Origin of the sequence: Litoreibacter arenae DSM 19593 (genome assembly GCF_000442275.2) — a bacterium.
Taxonomy (GTDB): Bacteria; Pseudomonadota; Alphaproteobacteria; order Rhodobacterales; family Rhodobacteraceae; genus Litoreibacter; species Litoreibacter arenae.
Genome location: NZ_KE557306.1, coordinates 743,147 through 761,931 on the forward strand (window position 1 = coordinate 743,147; position 18,785 = coordinate 761,931).

Annotated in this window: 15 protein-coding genes; 8 read left to right on the forward strand and 7 right to left on the reverse strand. The window is 55.4% G+C overall.

Features of this window, described 5'->3' with window-relative positions:
* The first annotated feature begins 3 nt into the window (after positions 1-3).
* The gene (locus THALAR_RS03815; RefSeq protein WP_021100164.1) at positions 4-2,874 is read left to right on the forward strand and encodes a type I restriction endonuclease subunit R; all 2,871 of its coding nucleotides are present in this window, start codon (positions 4-6) and stop codon (positions 2,872-2,874) included.
* A gap of 26 nt (positions 2,875-2,900) precedes the next feature.
* On the opposite strand, the gene THALAR_RS18545 is transcribed toward THALAR_RS03815, so the two are convergent.
* On the reverse strand, positions 2,901-3,239 hold the full coding sequence (locus THALAR_RS18545) for a hypothetical protein (protein WP_169788512.1): 339 nt from the start codon (positions 3,237-3,239) through the stop codon (positions 2,901-2,903).
* Positions 3,220-3,768 (reverse strand): TetR/AcrR family transcriptional regulator, encoded by a 549-nt coding sequence (locus THALAR_RS03820; protein WP_021100165.1) that lies wholly within the window; start codon positions 3,766-3,768, stop codon positions 3,220-3,222. The genes THALAR_RS18545 and THALAR_RS03820 overlap by 20 nt, the downstream gene beginning before the upstream one ends.
* Before the next feature lie 105 nt (positions 3,769-3,873).
* Between THALAR_RS03820 and THALAR_RS03825 the strand changes: the two genes are divergently transcribed.
* Positions 3,874-4,896, forward strand: coding sequence for a fumarylacetoacetate hydrolase family protein (locus tag THALAR_RS03825; RefSeq protein ID WP_021100166.1), 1,023 nt, complete (start codon positions 3,874-3,876; stop codon positions 4,894-4,896).
* 3 nt (positions 4,897-4,899) lie between these two features.
* Positions 4,900-6,018, forward strand: coding sequence for an MBL fold metallo-hydrolase (locus THALAR_RS03830; protein ID WP_021100167.1), 1,119 nt, complete (start codon positions 4,900-4,902; stop codon positions 6,016-6,018).
* Positions 6,019-6,034: 16 nt separating this feature from the next.
* Here THALAR_RS03830 and THALAR_RS03835 read toward each other — a convergent pair whose 3' ends face one another.
* From THALAR_RS03835 to THALAR_RS03845, 3 genes are all read right to left on the reverse strand, one after another.
* Positions 6,035-6,892 carry an alpha/beta hydrolase gene (locus THALAR_RS03835; protein ID WP_169788513.1) on the reverse strand — a complete coding sequence of 286 codons (858 nt, stop codon included), beginning with the start codon at positions 6,890-6,892 and terminating at the stop codon, positions 6,035-6,037.
* Between the two features lie 110 nt (positions 6,893-7,002).
* Complete coding sequence (locus THALAR_RS03840; RefSeq protein WP_021100169.1) at positions 7,003-10,050, reverse strand: efflux RND transporter permease subunit; 3,048 nt, start codon at positions 10,048-10,050, stop codon at positions 7,003-7,005.
* A gap of 9 nt (positions 10,051-10,059) precedes the next feature.
* On the reverse strand, positions 10,060-11,097 hold the full coding sequence (locus tag THALAR_RS03845; RefSeq protein WP_040817165.1) for an efflux RND transporter periplasmic adaptor subunit: 1,038 nt from the start codon (positions 11,095-11,097) through the stop codon (positions 10,060-10,062).
* Here THALAR_RS03845 and THALAR_RS18550 point away from each other — a divergent pair.
* The 5 genes from THALAR_RS18550 to THALAR_RS18335 all read left to right on the forward strand — a co-directional run bounded on the left by THALAR_RS18550 (position 11,096) and on the right by THALAR_RS18335 (position 15,756).
* On the forward strand, positions 11,096-11,398 hold the full coding sequence (locus tag THALAR_RS18550) for a hypothetical protein (protein ID WP_040817167.1): 303 nt from the start codon (positions 11,096-11,098) through the stop codon (positions 11,396-11,398). The two genes, THALAR_RS03845 and THALAR_RS18550, sit on opposite strands and share 2 nt — an antisense overlap.
* A 417-nt stretch (positions 11,399-11,815) precedes the next feature.
* Positions 11,816-13,258, forward strand: coding sequence for a DUF4123 domain-containing protein (locus THALAR_RS03855; protein WP_021100171.1), 1,443 nt, complete (start codon positions 11,816-11,818; stop codon positions 13,256-13,258).
* 7 nt (positions 13,259-13,265) lie between these two features.
* On the forward strand, positions 13,266-14,978 hold the full coding sequence (locus THALAR_RS03860) for a hypothetical protein (RefSeq protein ID WP_021100172.1): 1,713 nt from the start codon (positions 13,266-13,268) through the stop codon (positions 14,976-14,978).
* Complete coding sequence (locus THALAR_RS18330; protein WP_154666740.1) at positions 14,975-15,463, forward strand: hypothetical protein; 489 nt, start codon at positions 14,975-14,977, stop codon at positions 15,461-15,463. The genes THALAR_RS03860 and THALAR_RS18330 overlap by 4 nt, the downstream gene beginning before the upstream one ends.
* A gap of 14 nt (positions 15,464-15,477) precedes the next feature.
* Positions 15,478-15,756 (forward strand): hypothetical protein, encoded by a 279-nt coding sequence (locus THALAR_RS18335; RefSeq protein WP_154666741.1) that lies wholly within the window; start codon positions 15,478-15,480, stop codon positions 15,754-15,756.
* Positions 15,757-16,476: 720 nt separating this feature from the next.
* Here the strand turns inward: THALAR_RS18335 and THALAR_RS03865 are convergent.
* Complete coding sequence (locus THALAR_RS03865; protein WP_021100174.1) at positions 16,477-17,928, reverse strand: sensor histidine kinase; 1,452 nt, start codon at positions 17,926-17,928, stop codon at positions 16,477-16,479.
* Complete coding sequence (locus THALAR_RS03870) at positions 17,925-18,662, reverse strand: response regulator transcription factor (RefSeq protein ID WP_021100175.1); 738 nt, start codon at positions 18,660-18,662, stop codon at positions 17,925-17,927. The genes THALAR_RS03865 and THALAR_RS03870 overlap by 4 nt, the downstream gene beginning before the upstream one ends.
* Positions 18,663-18,785 lie beyond the last annotated feature (123 nt).

An 18,785-nucleotide genomic window follows, 5' to 3' on the forward strand; every position in this document is an offset into this window, starting at 1 on the left:
GCCATGGCCGAGTATCAATCCGAAGCGCAACTTGAAGACGGGCTTGTCAAACGGCTCACCAGCCTTGGCTATGCGCCTGTCACGCTGCTCGATATGGACGCCATGCGCGCCAACCTGCGGGCGCAGTTGGGCAAGCACAACGGCGTGACCCTGTCGGATGCGGAGTTTGCAAAAGTCCTCAACCACCTCGACAAGGGAAATGTGTTCGAGAAGGCCAAGACCCTGCGGGGCCGGATGCAGCTGACGCGTGATGATGGCACTCCGCTGTACCTGCAATTCCTCAACACCCAAGAGTGGTGCCAGAACCAATATCAGGTCACCACCCAAGTGACGGTGACCGGCCACCACAAAACCCGCTTTGACGTGACCTTGCTGATCAACGGCCTGCCCTTGGTGCAGATCGAGCTAAAGCGGCGCGGGGTGGAGCTGAAGGAAGCATTCAACCAGATCAACCGCTACCAACGCCACAGCTATTGGTCCGAGAGCGGATTGTTCCAATACGTGCAGCTGTTCGTGATCTCGAACGGGGTGAACACCAAGTATTACGCCAACAACCGCAACCAAGATTTCAAACAGACGTTTTTCTGGGCCAAGGAGGACAACGAGCTGGTGACGCAGCTGGACGCGTTTGCGGATGCGTTTCTAGAGAAATGCCACGTCAGCAAGATGATCAGCAAATACATCGTGCTGCACGAAAGCGACAAAATCCTGATGGCCCTACGCCCGTATCAATACTACGCGGTGGAGGCGATTGACGCGCGGGTAAAGAACGGCCGCAAGAACGGTTATATTTGGCACACGACGGGGTCGGGCAAGACGCTGACATCGTTTAAGGCCGCGCAGGTGCTGATCGAGAACCCCAAGGTGCACAAAGTTGTGTTCGTCGTGGACCGCGCCGATCTGGATTACCAGACGACCAAGGAGTTCAACTTCTTCTCCGACGGCTCTGTGGATGGCACAGACAACACTAAGGCGCTGGTGGGGCAACTGGGCGGCGATACCAAGCTGATCGTCACCACGATCCAGAAGCTGAACACCGCGATATCGCGCGACCGCTATGAGGGGCCGTTGCAGGCGGTGAAGGATCAGCGGGTGGTCTTCATCTTCGACGAATGCCATCGCTCTCAGTTTGGCGACACGCACAAGCGGATCGTGCAGTTCTTCAGCAAGGCGCAGATGTTCGGATTCACCGGCACGCCGATTTTTGCGGATAACGCGGTGGGCAAGAGGACCACGAAAGACCTGTTTGCTGAGTGTTTGCATAAGTATGTGATCACCGATGCGATTGCGGATGAGAACGTGCTGCGGTTCTCGGTCGAGTATTGGGGCAAGTTGAAGCGCAAGGACGGCAGTCTGATCGACGAGGATGTACCCGCGATCAATGTACGCGAGTTCTTTGACAGTCCTGAGCGGATCGACGGCGTGGTTGACTGGATCATCCAGAACCACGACCGCAAGACGCATAATAAGCAGTTCAGCGCGATGTTGTGCGTGAGTTCTGTGGATGCGTTGATTGCCTATTATGAGGCGTTCCGGCGCAAGAAGGGGGCAGGGGAGCACCACCTGCGGGTTGCGACGATCTTTACCTACGGGCCGAACGAGGCCGATCCTGACGCTGATGGCCTGATCGGTGACCCCGATTTGAACGTGGCTGATATGCCCGTGGATGTGCATAAGCGCGACCGGCTGGAATCGTTCGTGGCGGATTACAACGCGATGTATCAGACCAAGGAGACGGTCAAAGATAGCGCTGGGTTCTACACCTATTACAATCACTTGAGTAAGCGACTGAAGGACCGTGACCGCAAGGACGCCTTGGATAAGGATCGGCTGGATATTCTGTTGGTGGTCAATATGTTCCTGACCGGCTTTGACGCGAAGAAGCTGAACACGCTCTACGTGGACAAGAACTTAAAGTACCACGGATTGATCCAAGCGTTTTCTAGAACCAACCGCATATTGGGGCAGGTGAAGTCGCAGGGGAACATTGTCTGTTTCCGTAATCTCAAGCCAAACACGGATCAAGCGATCACACTGTTCTCGAACAAGGACGCGATTGAGACGATCTTGATGGCTCCCTATGGAGATTACCTCGACCAGTTCAACGAGGCGATAGAGGTATTGCGGAAAATTGCTCCTGATCCCGATAGCGTGAATGATTTGAAATCCGAGGAGGATCAGCTTGCTTTTGTTCAGGCCTTCCGCGACCTGATCCGCCTGCGCAACGTTTTGACCAGCTTTGCCGAGTACGATGCGGACGATCTGGATTTAGAAGCGCAAATCTTCGAAGACTATAAGAGCAAGTATCTGGATATTCACGACAAGACCAAGGCCGACAAACCTGACAGCGATGCCGTGTCCATCATTGACGAGGTGGACTTTGAGCTGGAGCTGATCCAACGAGACGAAATCAATGTGGCGTATATCTTGGCTCTACTGGCTGAGGCATTTGCGGATCAGGACAGCCTCGATCCAAAAGTCAGAGATGCTTCCAAGGCGAAACGGAAAATGGTTTATGATTTGCTGGGCTCTGAACGGCACCTACGCAGCAAGCGAGAACTGATCGAGAAGTTTATCGAGGAACATATGCCTAATATGCCCAAGGGTCAGACCGTCGAGGATGCCTTTAGCGGTTTTTGGGATGAAGAGAAGTCGAACGCGATTGCCGAAATTTGCGAGGCGGAGAACCTTGACCCGTCAGCGTTCAAGGCGATGATTGAGCAATACCATTTTTCGGGAAAGAAGCCGCTTCAAGGCGCAATTGTGGAGGCACTGAGCGAGAAGCCCAAAATCCTCGAGCGTAAAAGTGTGGTCGAACGGATCGCGGCGAAACTCTTGCGGCTGGTTACTACATTCGATGAAGGGCTAGGATAGCTATAGGCTCGTCGAAGGCGGTGGACTTAGAAAACAACCAGAAGAAGCTGTTCATTGAGTGGCGTCACAATGTCTGCTTTGCGGACAATGCCGTCATTCGTTTTTCGTTCTTTGCTGACGCAGCATTTGTTCGCAGTCGCAGCATGCAAATCTCTGCGTCGCGACATAAGTCGCCGAACCGGTCGTTCGCAAGCGCTTTTCTGGCCGTCACCGGAACCGCACTTTCGCTGCGTCCAAGTTGGGCAACCGAGACGCGGGACGAAGCGGACCTTTGCAGGCGCAGCCAATGCTGCCGCAGAATTTCCTTGCATGCGCAGCACGGTCACCGATGCGATGCCGCTGATGTTACCGAAGCGGTCGTTCACTCGTAGGACAACTTAGTGCTGCATCCATCATGTGCGAAAGCTGGGCACGATACGCAGCTGATCCGCGTTCCGCGATACCGGGCAGCTTTAAAGTCGTTTCAGCGAGTGTCGTCGCCATCAGAACAGATAGAAAATACGCAGCTTGGGTTGGACTGCCGACAATGCGTTCCAGCGGCCGTTGCATGTGCTCGTATTGGCCGGCACGCACAATTTCACCAACCTCCGGATCGCTCGCGTTCATGATGATCAGCCAGAGAACGGTCGGCACGTTCTCCTCAGGTTTGAAATTTTCAATGAACGTGAGGATGTTCTCTTTCAAAACAGCAATATCGTTTGTCTCAAAAACAGGTAGATCAAACGCGCCTTCGAGCGTCGCCTCAAACAAACCGCGCTTGGATCCGAAGTGACGTTTCACCATTGAGGCGTCAACGTCCGCCGCACGGCAAACCTCGCGCAGCGACACAGCAGAATAGCCGCGGACCCACATGAGACAGCGGGCATGGTGAAGGAGGCGTTCTTCGGTTTTCATACCATATTTCTATAGACGATCGGGGATTTGCCAACAAGTGTTGACATTTCTGGGCAAGCTGTTGCATTAAATGACAACAAATGTTGTCATTTTTGGATTTTGAGGATGAAACTTACCACATTCACGCACAACGACCGGACGCATTTCGGATTTGCGATAGACGACCGCGTCGTTCCATTTTCCGCATTTGACGCAGACACATCCGCACTCCGCTCGGTGGACAACTATCTTGATGATCTGGACGCGGCGTTTCCGGCAGCACAGGCCATTGCCGCGCGCGTTGCAAATGATCCGGCGTTGCTTGTTGAGGGCAAAACTGCCTTTGCGATCACTGACGTGACGCTGGAATTGCCGCTCAAGCCGGTGATGTTCTACGATATGCTGACCTCGCCCACGCATGTCTATCTGTCGGCCAAGACAATGCTGAAATACGAGATGAACGCGGTTCTTCGGGCGACTGTCATGCCGCTCTTGTTGCGCAAACAAAAGAAAGCAAGCGAAGACCTTTCGCAGCCGGAGGTGCCGGAATACTACAAAGGCAACGTGGCCAGTTTTACAGGCACCGGGTCGCCATTGGTCTGGCCGCACTATACGTCTTTCCTAGATGTCGAACCTGAGCTGGCTTTCGTCACTGGTAATTCGACTGGCAGCAAGGTGGCAGGCTATCTGATCATCAATGATTGTTCCGCCCGCGATATTCAGATGCCCGAAATAGGTGGGACGCGCCTTGGTCCGCAGCGGTCCAAGGATTTCCAGAACGTGATGAGCCCATTCATCGTCACGCCCGACGAAAAAGACCCCTTCGACTGCAAGGTCGATGTGCGGATCGGGGACAGGCACCATTGGACCGGTCGTTCTGACAAATACGCCTTACCCCCGCATGAGGCCGTCGCCTTTATGGAAAAGACCGCGCGTTTGCAGCCTGGCACATTAATCGCGCTTGGCACGATCCCACGCTGCAACTGCCTGGATAATGACATCTGGGTGCAGCCTGGCGACAAAATTCGCGTCGAATTTGAAGGCATCGGCATCATGGAAAACACGGTCGCCGCACCTGAATATCTGGACCGCGCCCAAGCCACCCGCTGGGGTGAACGCGCCGACCTCAAGCAATACTATAAGGGTTAGACCATGACAAAACTGTTGAACTGGAAAAGAGACCGCACACCACTGCATGGCGAAAAAAGTCTGTTTGGTGACCCTGCAAAGTTCCAACGGGGGCTCTATGAAATAACCGAAGGTGTTTATGCGTGGATGCAGCCCAACGGGTCATGGGGCGAAAGCAATGCTGCGATGATTTCCTCAGGTGGGGAAAGCCTTGTGTTTGACTCGCTGTTCGACCTCAAGCTGACGGCTAACATGCTTAGGCATATGGAACCGATTACCAAAAATGCACCAATTCGGATGCTGGTGAACAGTCATTCCAATGGCGATCACACCTATGGCAATGAGCTGTTCAAGGACGCGACGATCCTTGCGTCTGAAAAGGCTGCCGAAGAAATGCCAAGTGAACCTGCCTCGGCGGCCACTCTGCTGCCCGTCATGGGTAAAGCGATTTCATGTTGTGGGTTGGGTGGGATGCCGATGTGGCCCCTGCGCAATATGCATAGGGTTGGTAAGTATTTTCAGAACATGATGCTTCCCTATCACCACAAAGGCATCACGCTGACCCTTCCTACGGAAACCTTCACGGGTCATTACAAAGGCCAGATCGGGTCTATCCCGTTTGAATTGATCGAGGTCGGGCCAGCGCATACTGATGGTGACATCATGCTGTATCTGCCCGATCAGAAGGTTCTGTTTGCGGGCGATATCCTGTTTGTCGAAGGGCTGCCTGCCGCGTGGAACCCCGGCCTGCCACATTGGCCCAAAGTGCTTGAACAAATCCAAGCCATGGATATCGAAACCATTATTCCCGGTCACGGTCCGATCATCACCAAAGATGGTGTAGATGATGTCAAAAGCTTCTTTGATGTGCTTCTGAGTAAGACAGAAGACCTGTATAAGAACGGCATGAAGCCCACGGCGATTGCGCGGCATCTGCTGTTAGAAGACCGCGATTTCAAACCCTACCTTTTGTGGGATTGCCCCGAGCGCACGGTTATGGCGACCAACACTTATACGCGCGTCCTTGATGGGAACACCAAGCACTATTCAGGTGGCGACAAGGTAAAGGTTCTCTATGGCACGGCCAGCCTTGCCTATGATCTGCCGCAAGCGGAGCCAAAGCTATTGCACGTCCTCAGATAGGCTCAGCCGCCGGGTTTTATTCAAGCGGTTGAAGCGCACTGAGAAACCCCAGAAGCGTTGGTGAAGATGCCAGCAAGAAGTGACCGCCGACGTCGCCATCATCGATTTCTGACAGGTCGACAACGCGGTAACCGTCCTGTTCCAACTGGTCGGTGTCAAAATCACGACCCAACCGGTTTTGATTGCCTGTAATCCGCCCTGATAGCGCCAATGCCCGGTCGCCTTGATTAACGGCGATAAAAATCTGGTCCGTGGGATAGGCGACTTGGGCCATTTGATCCGTGAATAGATCACCGTCCAAATCAGGTGCGACCAATAAGACCCGATTGACATTGGAAAGCGCCGCAGCCTCGCGGCGTTTGGAAAGCTGGATCAACGCCTCGACCGCAACGAGGCTACCCATGGAATGGGCTGCAAGCGTAACCCCGTTGTCATTACTGGTTGCAAGCAAAACCAATAGATCGGCCAGATCATCACGTGCGATCAAGGCGCTGTCCCTGTCATAAACGTAGCCGCCCGAACTACCGCGTGACGCCCATGAGACGTGGACCGGTGTAATGTCACGATCCAGATCGTTCAGGATTTGTGCGAAGCGGAATGTGCTTTCAGCAAAGGTGTTGTTGTAGCCATGGACGAAGACAACGGTTGGTCGCCCTTCGGTGCTGACGGCGCGTTTCAGCGCCCGCGCATCAGCGTATCGCATCACACCTGCATTGTAGAAATGACGCGCCGGGTCTGGGACGCCATCTGTTGTCTCGACCTGCCCGGGTTGGTGAATTGGCGGGATACCGATATTGATTTCGCCAAATGTCGGTGTTGCAGCGCGATCTTCTCCAAATAAGCGGTCATCGGCGACAGCGGCACGCGTCGTCATGAAATACATACTTTGCAAATTGCTTTGCGCAGGCGGCGCAACGTTCGTGAGAGTTGGACCCGCGCTGCATCCAACGAGGCCAAGCAAAACGATAGACAGTGCGCGTATCTTCATGCTGTGGCCGCTTGTGTTCGAGGAGCGCTCTGCCGCTTGAACATTGCGTAGTAAAAGACCGGCGCTGCGATCAACGTCAGTGCCGAAGCAAAGGCCAGGCCGCCCATGATTGTCACCGCCATCGACTGAAAGAACGCGTCCCAGATCAAGGGGATCATCCCAAGGATTGTTGTTGCTGCGGCCAGGATCACGGGGCGCAAACGTGATGTCGATGCCTGCACAATCGCGTTCTGCAAATCCATCGTCGCATTTTCGCGGCGTACAATGTCGATCTCTTCGACAAGAACGATCCCGTTTTTGATGAGCATTCCAGACAAGGACAATAGCCCCAACAAAGCCGTAAACGTGAATGGCAGGCCAGTTCCGAGTAGCGCGAGGCTGACCCCGTTGACGGACATCGGCACAAGCAGCCAGATGATCAGCGGTTGGCGTAAAGCGTTGAACAACAGGATTGAAATCAGCACCATTACGATCAGGCTCATCGGCAGTTGTTTGGCCAAACCCGCCTGCGCATCGCGCGAACTTTCCAACTCACCGCCCCATTCCATGGTGTAGCCTGCAGGGACCGGCATGGTGTTGATCGTGTCGTTCACCTGCGCCTGTACTTGCGCGGCCGTCAGCCCCTTGCTGATATCGGCCCCGACCGTGATCGTCAGCACGCGGTCACGGCGCATCAGAAGGGTGTCTTGCGATTCAAATCGCAAGCCGTCGGTGACCTGTTCAAATGGCACGAAGGTTTGGCCGCTGTCTGAGTAAATCACATGATCTGTCAGCAGTAGACCTGCATCAGGATCGGCCCGAACCACGATGGGAATTTGGCGATCCCCTTCGCGGTACACACCTGCGGTGATCCCCGTCGTGGCAAAGCGCATCGCCTCGGTCACGGCATCACGGGTGATCCCCGCCTCTTGTGCGCGGTCGGTGGCGTAGACGGGACGCAAGACCTGCTCCATCTCGCGCCAGTCAATCCGTGGGGCGACAATGTCAGGGGATGCGGCCTGCAACCGCTGCGCTGCTGTATTGGCTAAATCGCGCAACACGGACGCGTCTGGGCCGGAAAAGCGCACTTGGATCGGATCACCGCCGCCGGGTCCAAAGGCAAGGCGTTTTGCGCGGAACTCGCCTTCAGGCAATGTCATCGCGGCAAAGTCTTCCATCCCGGCAATCAGCCCCGCGATTTCATCAATCGACTGCGTGCGCACAATGATATGGCCATAGCTTGGGTTCGGGTCCTCTGCTTGATACGTCAGCATAAAGCGCGACGCGCCTTGCCCGACAAAAGAGGTGGCCGACACCACATCATCCTGCTCGGCAAGCCAAGCTTCCAAGAGGGCAATATCGTCTGAGGTTTCCTGCAGCGATGCCCCCTGCGCCAGTTTGTAATGCACGAAAAACAGGGGCGTGTTGCTGTCTGGAAAGAACTGCTGCTTGATCTGGCCGAACAGCATGAAACACACCACCGTCACCGCGAGCAACCCGAGCGACACGGCCCACCACAGCCGCAGCAATACCCGCAAAGCGGCTGCATAAGCACGAAACAGCACACCATCGTAAGCGCCCGTATCCGAGCCATCGCCTTGCTGAAAGAAGTAATGCCCCAGAAGTGGTGTCACCGTCAGCGCAAGGACCCAGGACAACAACAAGGAAATGCTAATCACCGCAAAAAGCGAAAACAGGAATTCACCTGTTGCATCCGGGCTAAGGCCAATCCCTGCAAATGCCATGATCCCGATGACGGTCGCGCCCAAAAGGGGGATTTGCGTTTTGCGTGCCGCTTCATCTGCCGCATCGCGCGAATTTTGTCCGCGCCGCATCGTGTTTTGCATGCCTTCTGCGACAACGATGGCGTTGTCGACCAACATCCCCATCGCGATGATCAGCGCACCCAGAGAAATCCGCTCCATCTCAATCGAAAATATCGCCATGAAAAACAGTGTACCAACAACGGTTAAAAGCAGCGTCGCGCCGACCACCACAGCCGCGCGCCACCCCATGAACAAAGCCAACACGACCACGACGATGCTGACCGACATCGCGAGGTTAATCAGGAACGACCCTGATGCCTCCTCCACAACAAGGTGCTGCTGATAAATCGGATCAAGCTGCACACCTAATGGAATTTGCGGCGCGAGTTCCGCAAGCCGCGCATCGGTGCGATGACCAACATCAACGATATTTTCCGTGGCGATGCCAGCAATCCCAATTGTAAACGCATCCACGCCATTGTGGCGGATCATAAGGCTTGGGTTTGCCTCACGCTCTCGGCTCACGCTTGCAAAATCACGCAGGTTCAGAACTTCGCCCCCAACACCCACGGTCAGGCCGGCGATTTCCTGAACGCTGTCACTTCCCTCTGGCCCCTGGATCAAGGTGCGCCCATCAGGGCGCTGAAACGATCCACCATCGACAACACTATCGGCATTTGCAATCGCCGCCTGAATGGCTGCGGGCGGCACGTTTTGGTTCGTGCTGAGCGTCAGATCAGGCTCAACATAAATAACCTCATTCGGCACACCCGAAAGGCTGACATCCGCGACCCCGGACACGGCCAGCATTTCGCGCCGTAAGAAGGTGGCAAGGTCATTGATCTCAGCATCCGAAAAGCCGGGGGCCTGAACGGCGTAGTAAATGCCAAAGACATCACCAAACCCATCATTCACGAAAGGAGCACCAGCCCCGCTGGGTAGCCGTGCCGCAGCAGTGCGGTTGCGCAGTTTGGTCCAGATTTGCGGCAGTTCAGACCCATCGTAGGTGTCTTTCATATCAACCGTGATCCACGATAGCCCAGGTTGGTTCATGGACCTTACCCGCTTGACCTCGGCCATTTTCTGAATTTCGGATTCAATCGGTTCAGATACTTCTCGCGCCACCTGTGCAGCGCTCGCACCCGGGTATTGGGTCACGACGACGGCTGTCTTGATGGTAAACGCCGGGTCTTCAAGGCGACCAAGATTGCCAAAGCCCCAGACACCACCAAAAAGGCAGCCCAAAATGACCAGCCATGTGATAATGGGCCGTTGGATTGATCCGCGCGCAATGTTCATAATCCGACCTCAGTTCGCAAAGCCAGTAAAGCGTGTCACCGCATCACCATCGTTCAACAAATGCGCGCCGCTCGCCACGATTTCCTGACCCGGCTCAAGACCCTCCAGAACCAGAATATCGCCATTTGGGGCAGGTTCGATGGCAACGGGAACAGCAGAAACCGTCCCGGTCGTGCCGTCTTGTGTTGTAAATGCCAAAACCTGCGTCATGCCATCCGTTGATGTGATCACCGCCGATTGCGGGATACGCAACGCATCAGGGCCCCCGCGCAAGGTTGCATAGACCGTGACAGAGGCACCGGGGAAAACAATCAGATCATCAGGCGGGTCCATGGCCAGTGTAATCTGAAAGGTCTGACCAACTTGGGATGTCTCGGCGTTGAATTCGCGGGCCTCAAGCGGATAGCGCGTGTCACTGCCCGGCAATTGCGCCCACAATGCCACATCAGGATCGCGCCCGGCCCGGCCGAATAGCACCTCGGGGACATCAATCTCGACCCGTATTTCAGACATATCATGCAGCCGGGCAATCGGTGTGCCCGCCGCAATCGTAGAGAAATTAGCAACGTTGCGCGCCGCAACCAACCCATCGAATGGGGCGGTCAACTGCGCGCTGTTCAAAGAACGTTCGGCGTTTCTGACGGCAATCTCAGCAAGCTGTACTTGGGTCTCAGCATCATCGACACTCACTTGGCTCACAGCACTGCCTTGCAAGGCTTGAAACCGCGCCAAGGTGCGATCTGCTTGGTCTTTCTGAACGCGGGCTTGATCCAAGGCAATCTCGAACGGTTCAAGGTCAAGCACGGCAACCGTTGCACCTTGTGCGATGGGCTGGCCCTCAACGATCGGGATATCAACAATTTGGCCACCCACCTGAAACGCAAGATCAACGGTTTCTTTTGCAACCGCATGGCCAAAGAACTGACGCGTGGTTTCGGAGGCGCCGGCTTGAACCTCAACCAACTTCACCAGTTTTGGCTGATCCTGCGCGATGGCGAAAGTGCCGCAAAGTGTAACAAGTAAGAAGCTGAAGAAAATAGTGCGCATGTCGAAGAGACCCCAAATTGCCAGTCCGGCAAATTGCTTTGCCTTTGATGACCTTAACCACACAGACTCGGATGATCTACACCTGTTTTGGGTGCGTGCGGAGGAGGCACAAAGGCCGCTACACTACGCAAAGTCGAGAGAAGGGAGAATTATCAACGCCGGTTTTGCCCGCGACCTGCCTCTTCATTACTTCGTTCTTGCTGCGGTTTGCATGAATGACGGTTTTCTTGCGGCAAAGCGGCATCGGATTTTTCTCTCACGCGGTATTATTCGCGCTGCGAGCGCACGCAGCACGAAATGACAATGGCGGGGTTGGGCTCGAAGCAGTCGTTCGCTGCGCCTAGTTCGAACGTCGGCTTAGGGCCGTGAGTGGTGACGCGCCGTCAGTCCGTTGCTAACCGTGCTGCAGGGCGGAGAATGGCAGCAAGGAGCCCATAGCGGAAGTGTCAGATTTGTGCTGCGTGCGCTCGTAGCGCGGAAATTGCTGCAACAGCGTAAAATTCTACGCCGCCGGGCAGCAGGAACAGCGGTCATTCATGCCTAGCGCAGCGGAAACAACACGCTCAATTATCAAGATGCGGCCTTAGTTGCCACCTGTTATGGGCGGGTCAAGGTCAACTTCGAGCACAACATAGAGTAGGGCTTTAGGTTGCACAGCCCCGGCCATGAGATAACCTGAGCGAAATTGTATTACCTATCATTACGTGGGTGGCGCGCCATGAGCACAGACAATGATTTTGATTACTGGACGCAATGGCCCACTGCGTCTGAAAAGCCGTCCGCATCGGATTTGGATTTGCAGGCTATCCACGGTGTTGAACCGCTTGATGCGCAGTTAGGCGTTGCAGAACCACTTACCGTACCGGCCATGTTGCAAGACGCTCTCTTCGGCCAGCCAGAGCCGACAGAGGCCGATCTGGCGCGGGCGACTGGTGGCGACACAGGCAAGGTGCCGCCTCTGCACACTTACGCTGTTCTTGATGCTGCAAAGGTCACAAACCTGCCCGAAATGCTGGATGCTTCAGGTCTGGAGCATCGCTGCTTGTTCAAAGGCGATGCTTACGATGAACTGAAAGATGTGGCCCCGTGGATTGCCCGACTGGAAGAGGGTAACCGCTTCACTCGCAATCTGTTCACCCGCTCGGATGTGCCGTGGCATATGTGGGACAGCGAACCAGGTATTTATGTCAGGTCGTGCGGCACGTTCGATGCCATGTGGAAACACTTTAGGAAATTTACCAAAGTCCAAGATGAACAGGGCAAGTGGTTCTATTTCAGGTTCTGGGAACCGAACGCTTTCATCCATCTTCTTGAGCAGCCTGATACGAAGCGTCTTTTGACTGCGCCAGATGGATGCGCGTTTTATCATTTCTACGCACCGACAAAGGATGCGACCTACGTTGTTACTGCTCCAGACGTTGAGGCTGCCGAGATAAAGCCATTCAAGTTGAGCAACCGCCACAGAACCTCATTCGATGCCGCTATCGAAAGCAAGTTCGCACGTGATTACGCGGTGTCTCTGGCTCGGTCTGTTCCAGTTCGTGCCAGTGCTCTGGGTATTGAAGGCCATGATGCGCTAGGGCAGATGGTGACCAGTGTGACCGAGTATCTCAAACCGTTTGGGTTTAGCAAACGCAGTGATCTTGGACGCATGGCCAGTTGCGCCCTGTTTTACGGGACGCATTTCTTGCACGATCCGCGCATTGCTGGGTTAAGCCAACGTTATTTGACAGATGCAAAATCGTCACCCGGATTACGCGCAAAGCGCTTTCAGGAAGCTCTGCACAAAACTGTGCCAATAGACGTAATGACAAACGCGGCAAGTGTCACAAAGACATTGTCACAGCTACGCTATGCCCTTGATCGAAAAGAGATCACGCAAGATTACCTTGCCCAAGTTTATACGCCTGAATTTGGATTTCATAACGCTGATACTGCGCAACAATTCATCCGGACCTGTCAGTCACAACAGCAGGCTAAATCGCTCCATAGTTCGGAGTGCCAAATGGCACATTACATCCTGTCGGCCCTATATACGCCGTATTTTCTTGATGATCCTTTGCAAGAGAAACTAAAGGCGATATTCCGCGACGCAGACGATCTCAAACACAACCTTTTGCAAGAGCTTGAACGCCGCAGCACCATTTTAGAGAAGACCTGAGTACATTATGGCTGGACGAAGTTCTGAATACACATCAGCACAGGATGTCGCAGCATCCCAAAGCGGCAACGCCGTCGGCGGTGGCTGTGCCGAATGCCATACAGGCAACTGGATACATGTCCGGTATGAGTATACCGAAGGCGATCCGATCACAGATGCCGTATACGTGGTGCAAACACCAAACGGCGGCGAACCGGGCGGCACGGTCATCGCCGAAGGGGTGATCTCCATCGGGCCTGACGCGGAACATGAGTACGTCCATGTGGACCTTGGCGATCACGCGGGCGAGGTCGAGGTGTTCGTCTTTGACGATCCCACAGAGCCTGTCCCTTTTGAAGAGCCCCAGCCCGTTGAAGATCAACGCAATTGGCTGCAACGCGCGGCAGATTCAGTGATGAACGGGGCGGAATGGACATGGGACGTCGCACAAGGTGACTTTAACGAAGACATGTCCACCGGCCAGATCATCACAAATGCGGTGGTGACGGCTGTGCCTATTGTCGATCAGGTCGCCGACGCCCGTGATCTGGTTGCCAATGGCAAAGCCCTGATCTGGGACCGGCGCTATGCTGAGATCGGTGTTTGGGTGGGTGTCTTTGCCTGCCTGATCGGGTTAGTTCCGTCGCTGGGGTCACTGGCCAAGGGCGTGATCAAACTGGTCTGGCGAAACGCGGGCGAGGTTGGCAAAATCCTGATTTATATCAACAAGGCGTTGCACCGCACGGGGATGCGCGTCAACGGCTACCGGTTTGTCAAGAAGCTGGCTGACGACGTGATTGCGCAAGTTGGTTTCGTGACGCGGAAGTTCAACGAATTCCTCGACGCATGCTTGCAACGCATCCCACGCTGGACGGGTGACGGACTGCGCGAAACCATCGAACATGTGCGCGGCATGGCGACCCAGATGTTCCCCCGTGTAGCGCAGGAAATCCGTGAACGCCTGCTGCGCGGGCTGGCCGATTTCGCGTCTCGCGCATGGCGGGTAATGCCGGGCCAAGGGATTGTGATCCGGCGGGCAACCCGCGCCGTAATTGACGCAGGGCCGTTTACAAGCTTTCAAAGACGTATGGCAAGGGATGGATTTGATGAAGACGCATTGACTAACGGCGCGCGCTCAATTTCGCCTCAGGACAAGCTACGTATGCAACAGATACGCATTGATGCAATGCGTTGGAAAGACGAGTTGCTTAACGATCCAAACTTTCCTGACAGCCTAAGGCAAGCCGCACAGCATGATCCCGCAAGATTCGTCAACGAACTCGCTACATTTGGATCTAAGCCAAGCTTCGTTGACTTTACTCAAGGTGGCACTGAGCGCATGTATCGCGTCGTTGGAGATGAAAGCCAAATCGGCGGCTCTTTCTGGAGTAGGTCACCGCCTCCGAGTGACGAAATGGCTTGGCGCACGAGAGATGCAGTTTCAAATGACTGGAACCGTGGTGGAGGATATATGGTAGCAGATGTCCCACCACCACCAGCTGCTCTGGTTGGAGAAATTGGACCTCAAGATCTTGGAGACGCCACGAAACATAGGGTACCGCACGACGGTCAAATGCTTGAAGGTGGTGGAGAACAACTTTGGTTTCCGCGCACGGCATACCCCGAGCCAGCAATTCCTTCCTCTCAGGTTAAGGAGTACCACTATACCGATTGGAACGCGCCAACGCAGGCATCCCGCGCGACAGTTCGTGCCGGACGCATAGGGGATTGTGATCTATGAGCTTGTTCGAAGAAAGGCTGGCACTTTTCCAAGAGGCGGATCGGCGCCTGGTGCAATACGTTGCGTTGGTCGGTACGTTTGCACGTATTGTCAGACGCGCTGCAGAAACGGGCCTTTGGGAGAACACAGCAGCCAAACAACCATTAGCCAGCTCTGAAGATCCTCGCGATCTGCATGACGCCGCTTCTTTCTTCGAAACCAGCGCTCAAAACCAAATCAAAGAGATTTTACGACGCTATCGTAGTGCGCTTGCAGTTGGTGAGATTTCAGAACCACTGTCGATAATCCGTAGTTTTGGCGGACTTGAGAAGTCATGGGAAGCATACCTGCATCCGAGTTACGGATCCAATGCCGTGCTACCGCCACCGTCACAGTACCTGTTTGATCTTTATGGCATATCTGTTCGTCTTTTCCCGACAGCGCAGGGTCCTGAAGAAGCAACGTTCTCGGCTGAACTTAAGAAACGAGGAAATCCTTGGACATGAGGATAACAGATAGTATGAGATGGTTTGCTCTCGCGCTTGTTCTTTCTGGACCCGCACTCGCCCAACCGAATTCTGGCAATGAAGTCAGTGATGAAGTTATTGCCTTTTGGGCTAAGAATGCGCTTCCATTGGCGGAATTCGTAGAACGCGGTTTCGGTATGGCACTGCCGGAAGATGCGACCTCTACAGAGTGGTGCCGATATCAAGCGGTTACAGCCTCACTGATGTATGCAAACCATCCGAACTGTGATCGTCTTATTCAGGAAATGCATAAGCAAGGGCGCATCGAATAGGCCAGTGCTTGTCGATGAAAGCGGATTTGAACGGCTGCTCTGGCGAAACCTGCTGCACTACAAAAACCATACTGCTGCAACTACGAGCAAATACTGCGTCAGCAACATACCAAACGTCAGTGTCGGGAAAGTCTTGCGTAGCAATGGTAGAATCTGGATGCAGCGAAAGTGCGGTTTAGATTTCGTCAATTTCTTCATCTGTGAATGACTGGAAACGGGAAATTCGCTGGGATGCCGAAGATCGTGTGCCGCGCCTGCGAACGGATGCTGCGGCAGCAAACACCCGGAAGGGCTATGGCGGGAAAGTCCGCATTGCGTAAATTCAGTCCCTGATCCTTGCTGCACTCTGCGCGAATGGCCGCTTTTCCCGCTGCCCGACAGCACCGTACTTTACGCTACCTCAGGATTTCCCCCGCCGCGAGCGCACGCAGCATGAAAACCGGACTCACAAAATGGGCTCGAAACGGTCATTCGCTACGTTGCACCCTACGGTCCGCTTTGCTGCCAGTCATTAGTCGTTTATTTGATCGATCCCAAGACTAAGACTTACCAATAAGTGCGTCGATAATTGGCATCAAGTGGTATGAAAAGTGGTATAATTTCTCAACCTATTGTTTAAATACATATATAACAATATTTTAATAGTATAGTTCGGGGGACTGTCTGTCCGCCACCACCCCATTGATCAAGACAAAACGAAACCTCAGCGCGCGTGTAAAATCAGCTACGGGCGATGGTCAGTCGTGCGGCAATGCCAGCCGGTTTGTCCTCGAACGACAGCGATCCGCCATGCAGGTTCGCGATCGTGTCTACGATCGTCAGGCCCAAGCCGTACCCGTCGGTCGTGGCGGTGTTGTCGCCGCGTTTGAACGGGGCCATGAGCAGTTCGATATCGCGTGCGGTGTTGGCGGAACCCTCGTCCTCGACGGTGATGGTGACCGACGACGCATCGGCCTCCAGCCAGACGGTCGCGCGGCGGCCGTATTTCAGCGCGTTGTCGATCAGATTGCAGATCGCGCGTTCCAGTGAAATCGGGCGGGCGCTGATGACTATATCCGTATCGCCCGAAATGACGCTGCTGCCGCGTCGTGACATGAAGACGGATTGCGCCCCTTGCATGACCACGTCCTCCGGCGGGCGGAGTGTGACGGATTTTCCGGTATCCTCGTAATCCGCGACGATGGCCTCAATCAGAGATTGCAGCGAGATCTTGCGCGGCTCCTCGGCGTTCATCTCGGCCCGCGTATAGGTCAGGACGCTTTCGATCATGCCGGTCATGCTGTCGATGTCGTGCTCCAGCTTGCCGCGCAGCTCGTCATCCTCGATCAGCGCGGTGCGCAGACGCAGGCGCGTTGCGGGGGTGCCAAGATCGTGGCTGACCCCTGACAGCACGGAGGCGCGGGCGGCCAGTTGCGCGCGCTCCATCTCCAGATGGCTGTTCACCGCCGTCACGATTTCCTGCAATTCCTGCGGGCCATCGGTGTCGTAGCTGCTTGGGCCGTCGAGCCTTCGACGGCTGCGCAACCGGGATGCGAAACTGGTGAAATGGGCGGTCGTGTTCAACAGAACGGTGACCAGAACCGCCAGTGCCACAACCGCCCCCAAACCGGCCCAAAGGCGCAGATCGGCGGGTGCTGCGGCGCAATTCCAGATGGCACCACCGTCGACACGCAGCCACGGGCCGACGCCGACGCGCGCAAGCACGGTCGGATCGCTGCAATAGGACGCAAGCAGGCGCAGAACCTCGCCGGTCGTCTCGGCGGCAGTCTGGCGTTCGCGTTGCTGCAACGGGGCGATGGGATAGACGATATCGGGCGACAGGATCACCAGCGTCAGCACGTCGGCCACGCGCGTATTGCTGGGGTCGGGCAGGATCGGCACCAGTGTCGGCCTAACCACCTGCGGCGCGAACGAAAGCCGCAGGAAGTCGCCTTGGGACGCGATTTTCTGGTCGGCGTCTGGGAGCAGCGTGATGTTGATCCCTGTTGGAGCCGAGGTGCCGGTTTGCAGCGTCGAGTACAGCGCGACACCCGCAGAATAGGCGGCTGTCCGGTGTTGTTGCCACCGCGCGTCCGACCGGCTCCAGACCCAAGCGGAAACCGCGCCCGCCACGAAGGCGAGCAGCACGAGGCCCATCCCGACCAGGCGCAGGCTGGGGGCGTGTCGCGTCATGTATCCTCTGTCATCACATCGACGGCGAAGATGTATCCGATCCCGCGCTCGGTCCGCAGGACCGTCGGGTCTTTCGGGTTGGGTTCGATCTTCGAGCGCAGACGTTTCACCAGCATGTCGATGGACCGCCCGTTGGTTTCACCGGATCGCGGGGCTGTGTCGTCGGCGGTCAGCGCCTCCGCGATCTCGTCGCGGGTCAGGGGGATGTGCGGGTTTGCCAGAAGCACTTGCAGCAGGGCAGTTTCCCGCTTGGACAGCGCGACCTGCACACCTTCCGGCGAAAGCACCTCGTTTCGTTTGGCGTTATAGCACCAGCCCTGAAACCTAAAGCTCCGGATGTTGCGACGATGGGCGAGAGACGAGGCGCGTTGAGCCCGGTGCAGGACGGCCTTGACGCGGGCGAGCAACAGATCGGGGTTGAACGGCTTTGCGATATAGTCATCGGCGCCGACCTCATAGCCCTGCATCCGCTGGTGATCGGCAGAAAGCGCCGAGACCATGATGACCGGCACGTCCTGCTCGCGCCGCAGCTTGCCGCAAATCTCAAGCCCGTTTTCGTCGCCCAGCATCACGTCGAGCAGGATCAGGTCGATACGTCCCGCTGCCAGATGTTTGCGCACCTCGGCCTCGGACGCGGCGGGCAGGGCGATGGAGCCGTGCTGTTGCAGGAATTGCGTCATCATCTGGCGCATCTCCGCATCGTCATCGACCACCAGAATGCGTGGAATCGCCATTACTCCAAGTCCTCCTACCTCCAGCGTACAAGCGACAGTTACGCCAGATGTATGTAACATCAGGCAACAGAATCGAGGCTTGCGTAACAATGTGTAACGGCTTGCCGGAATTTATGCATGTCC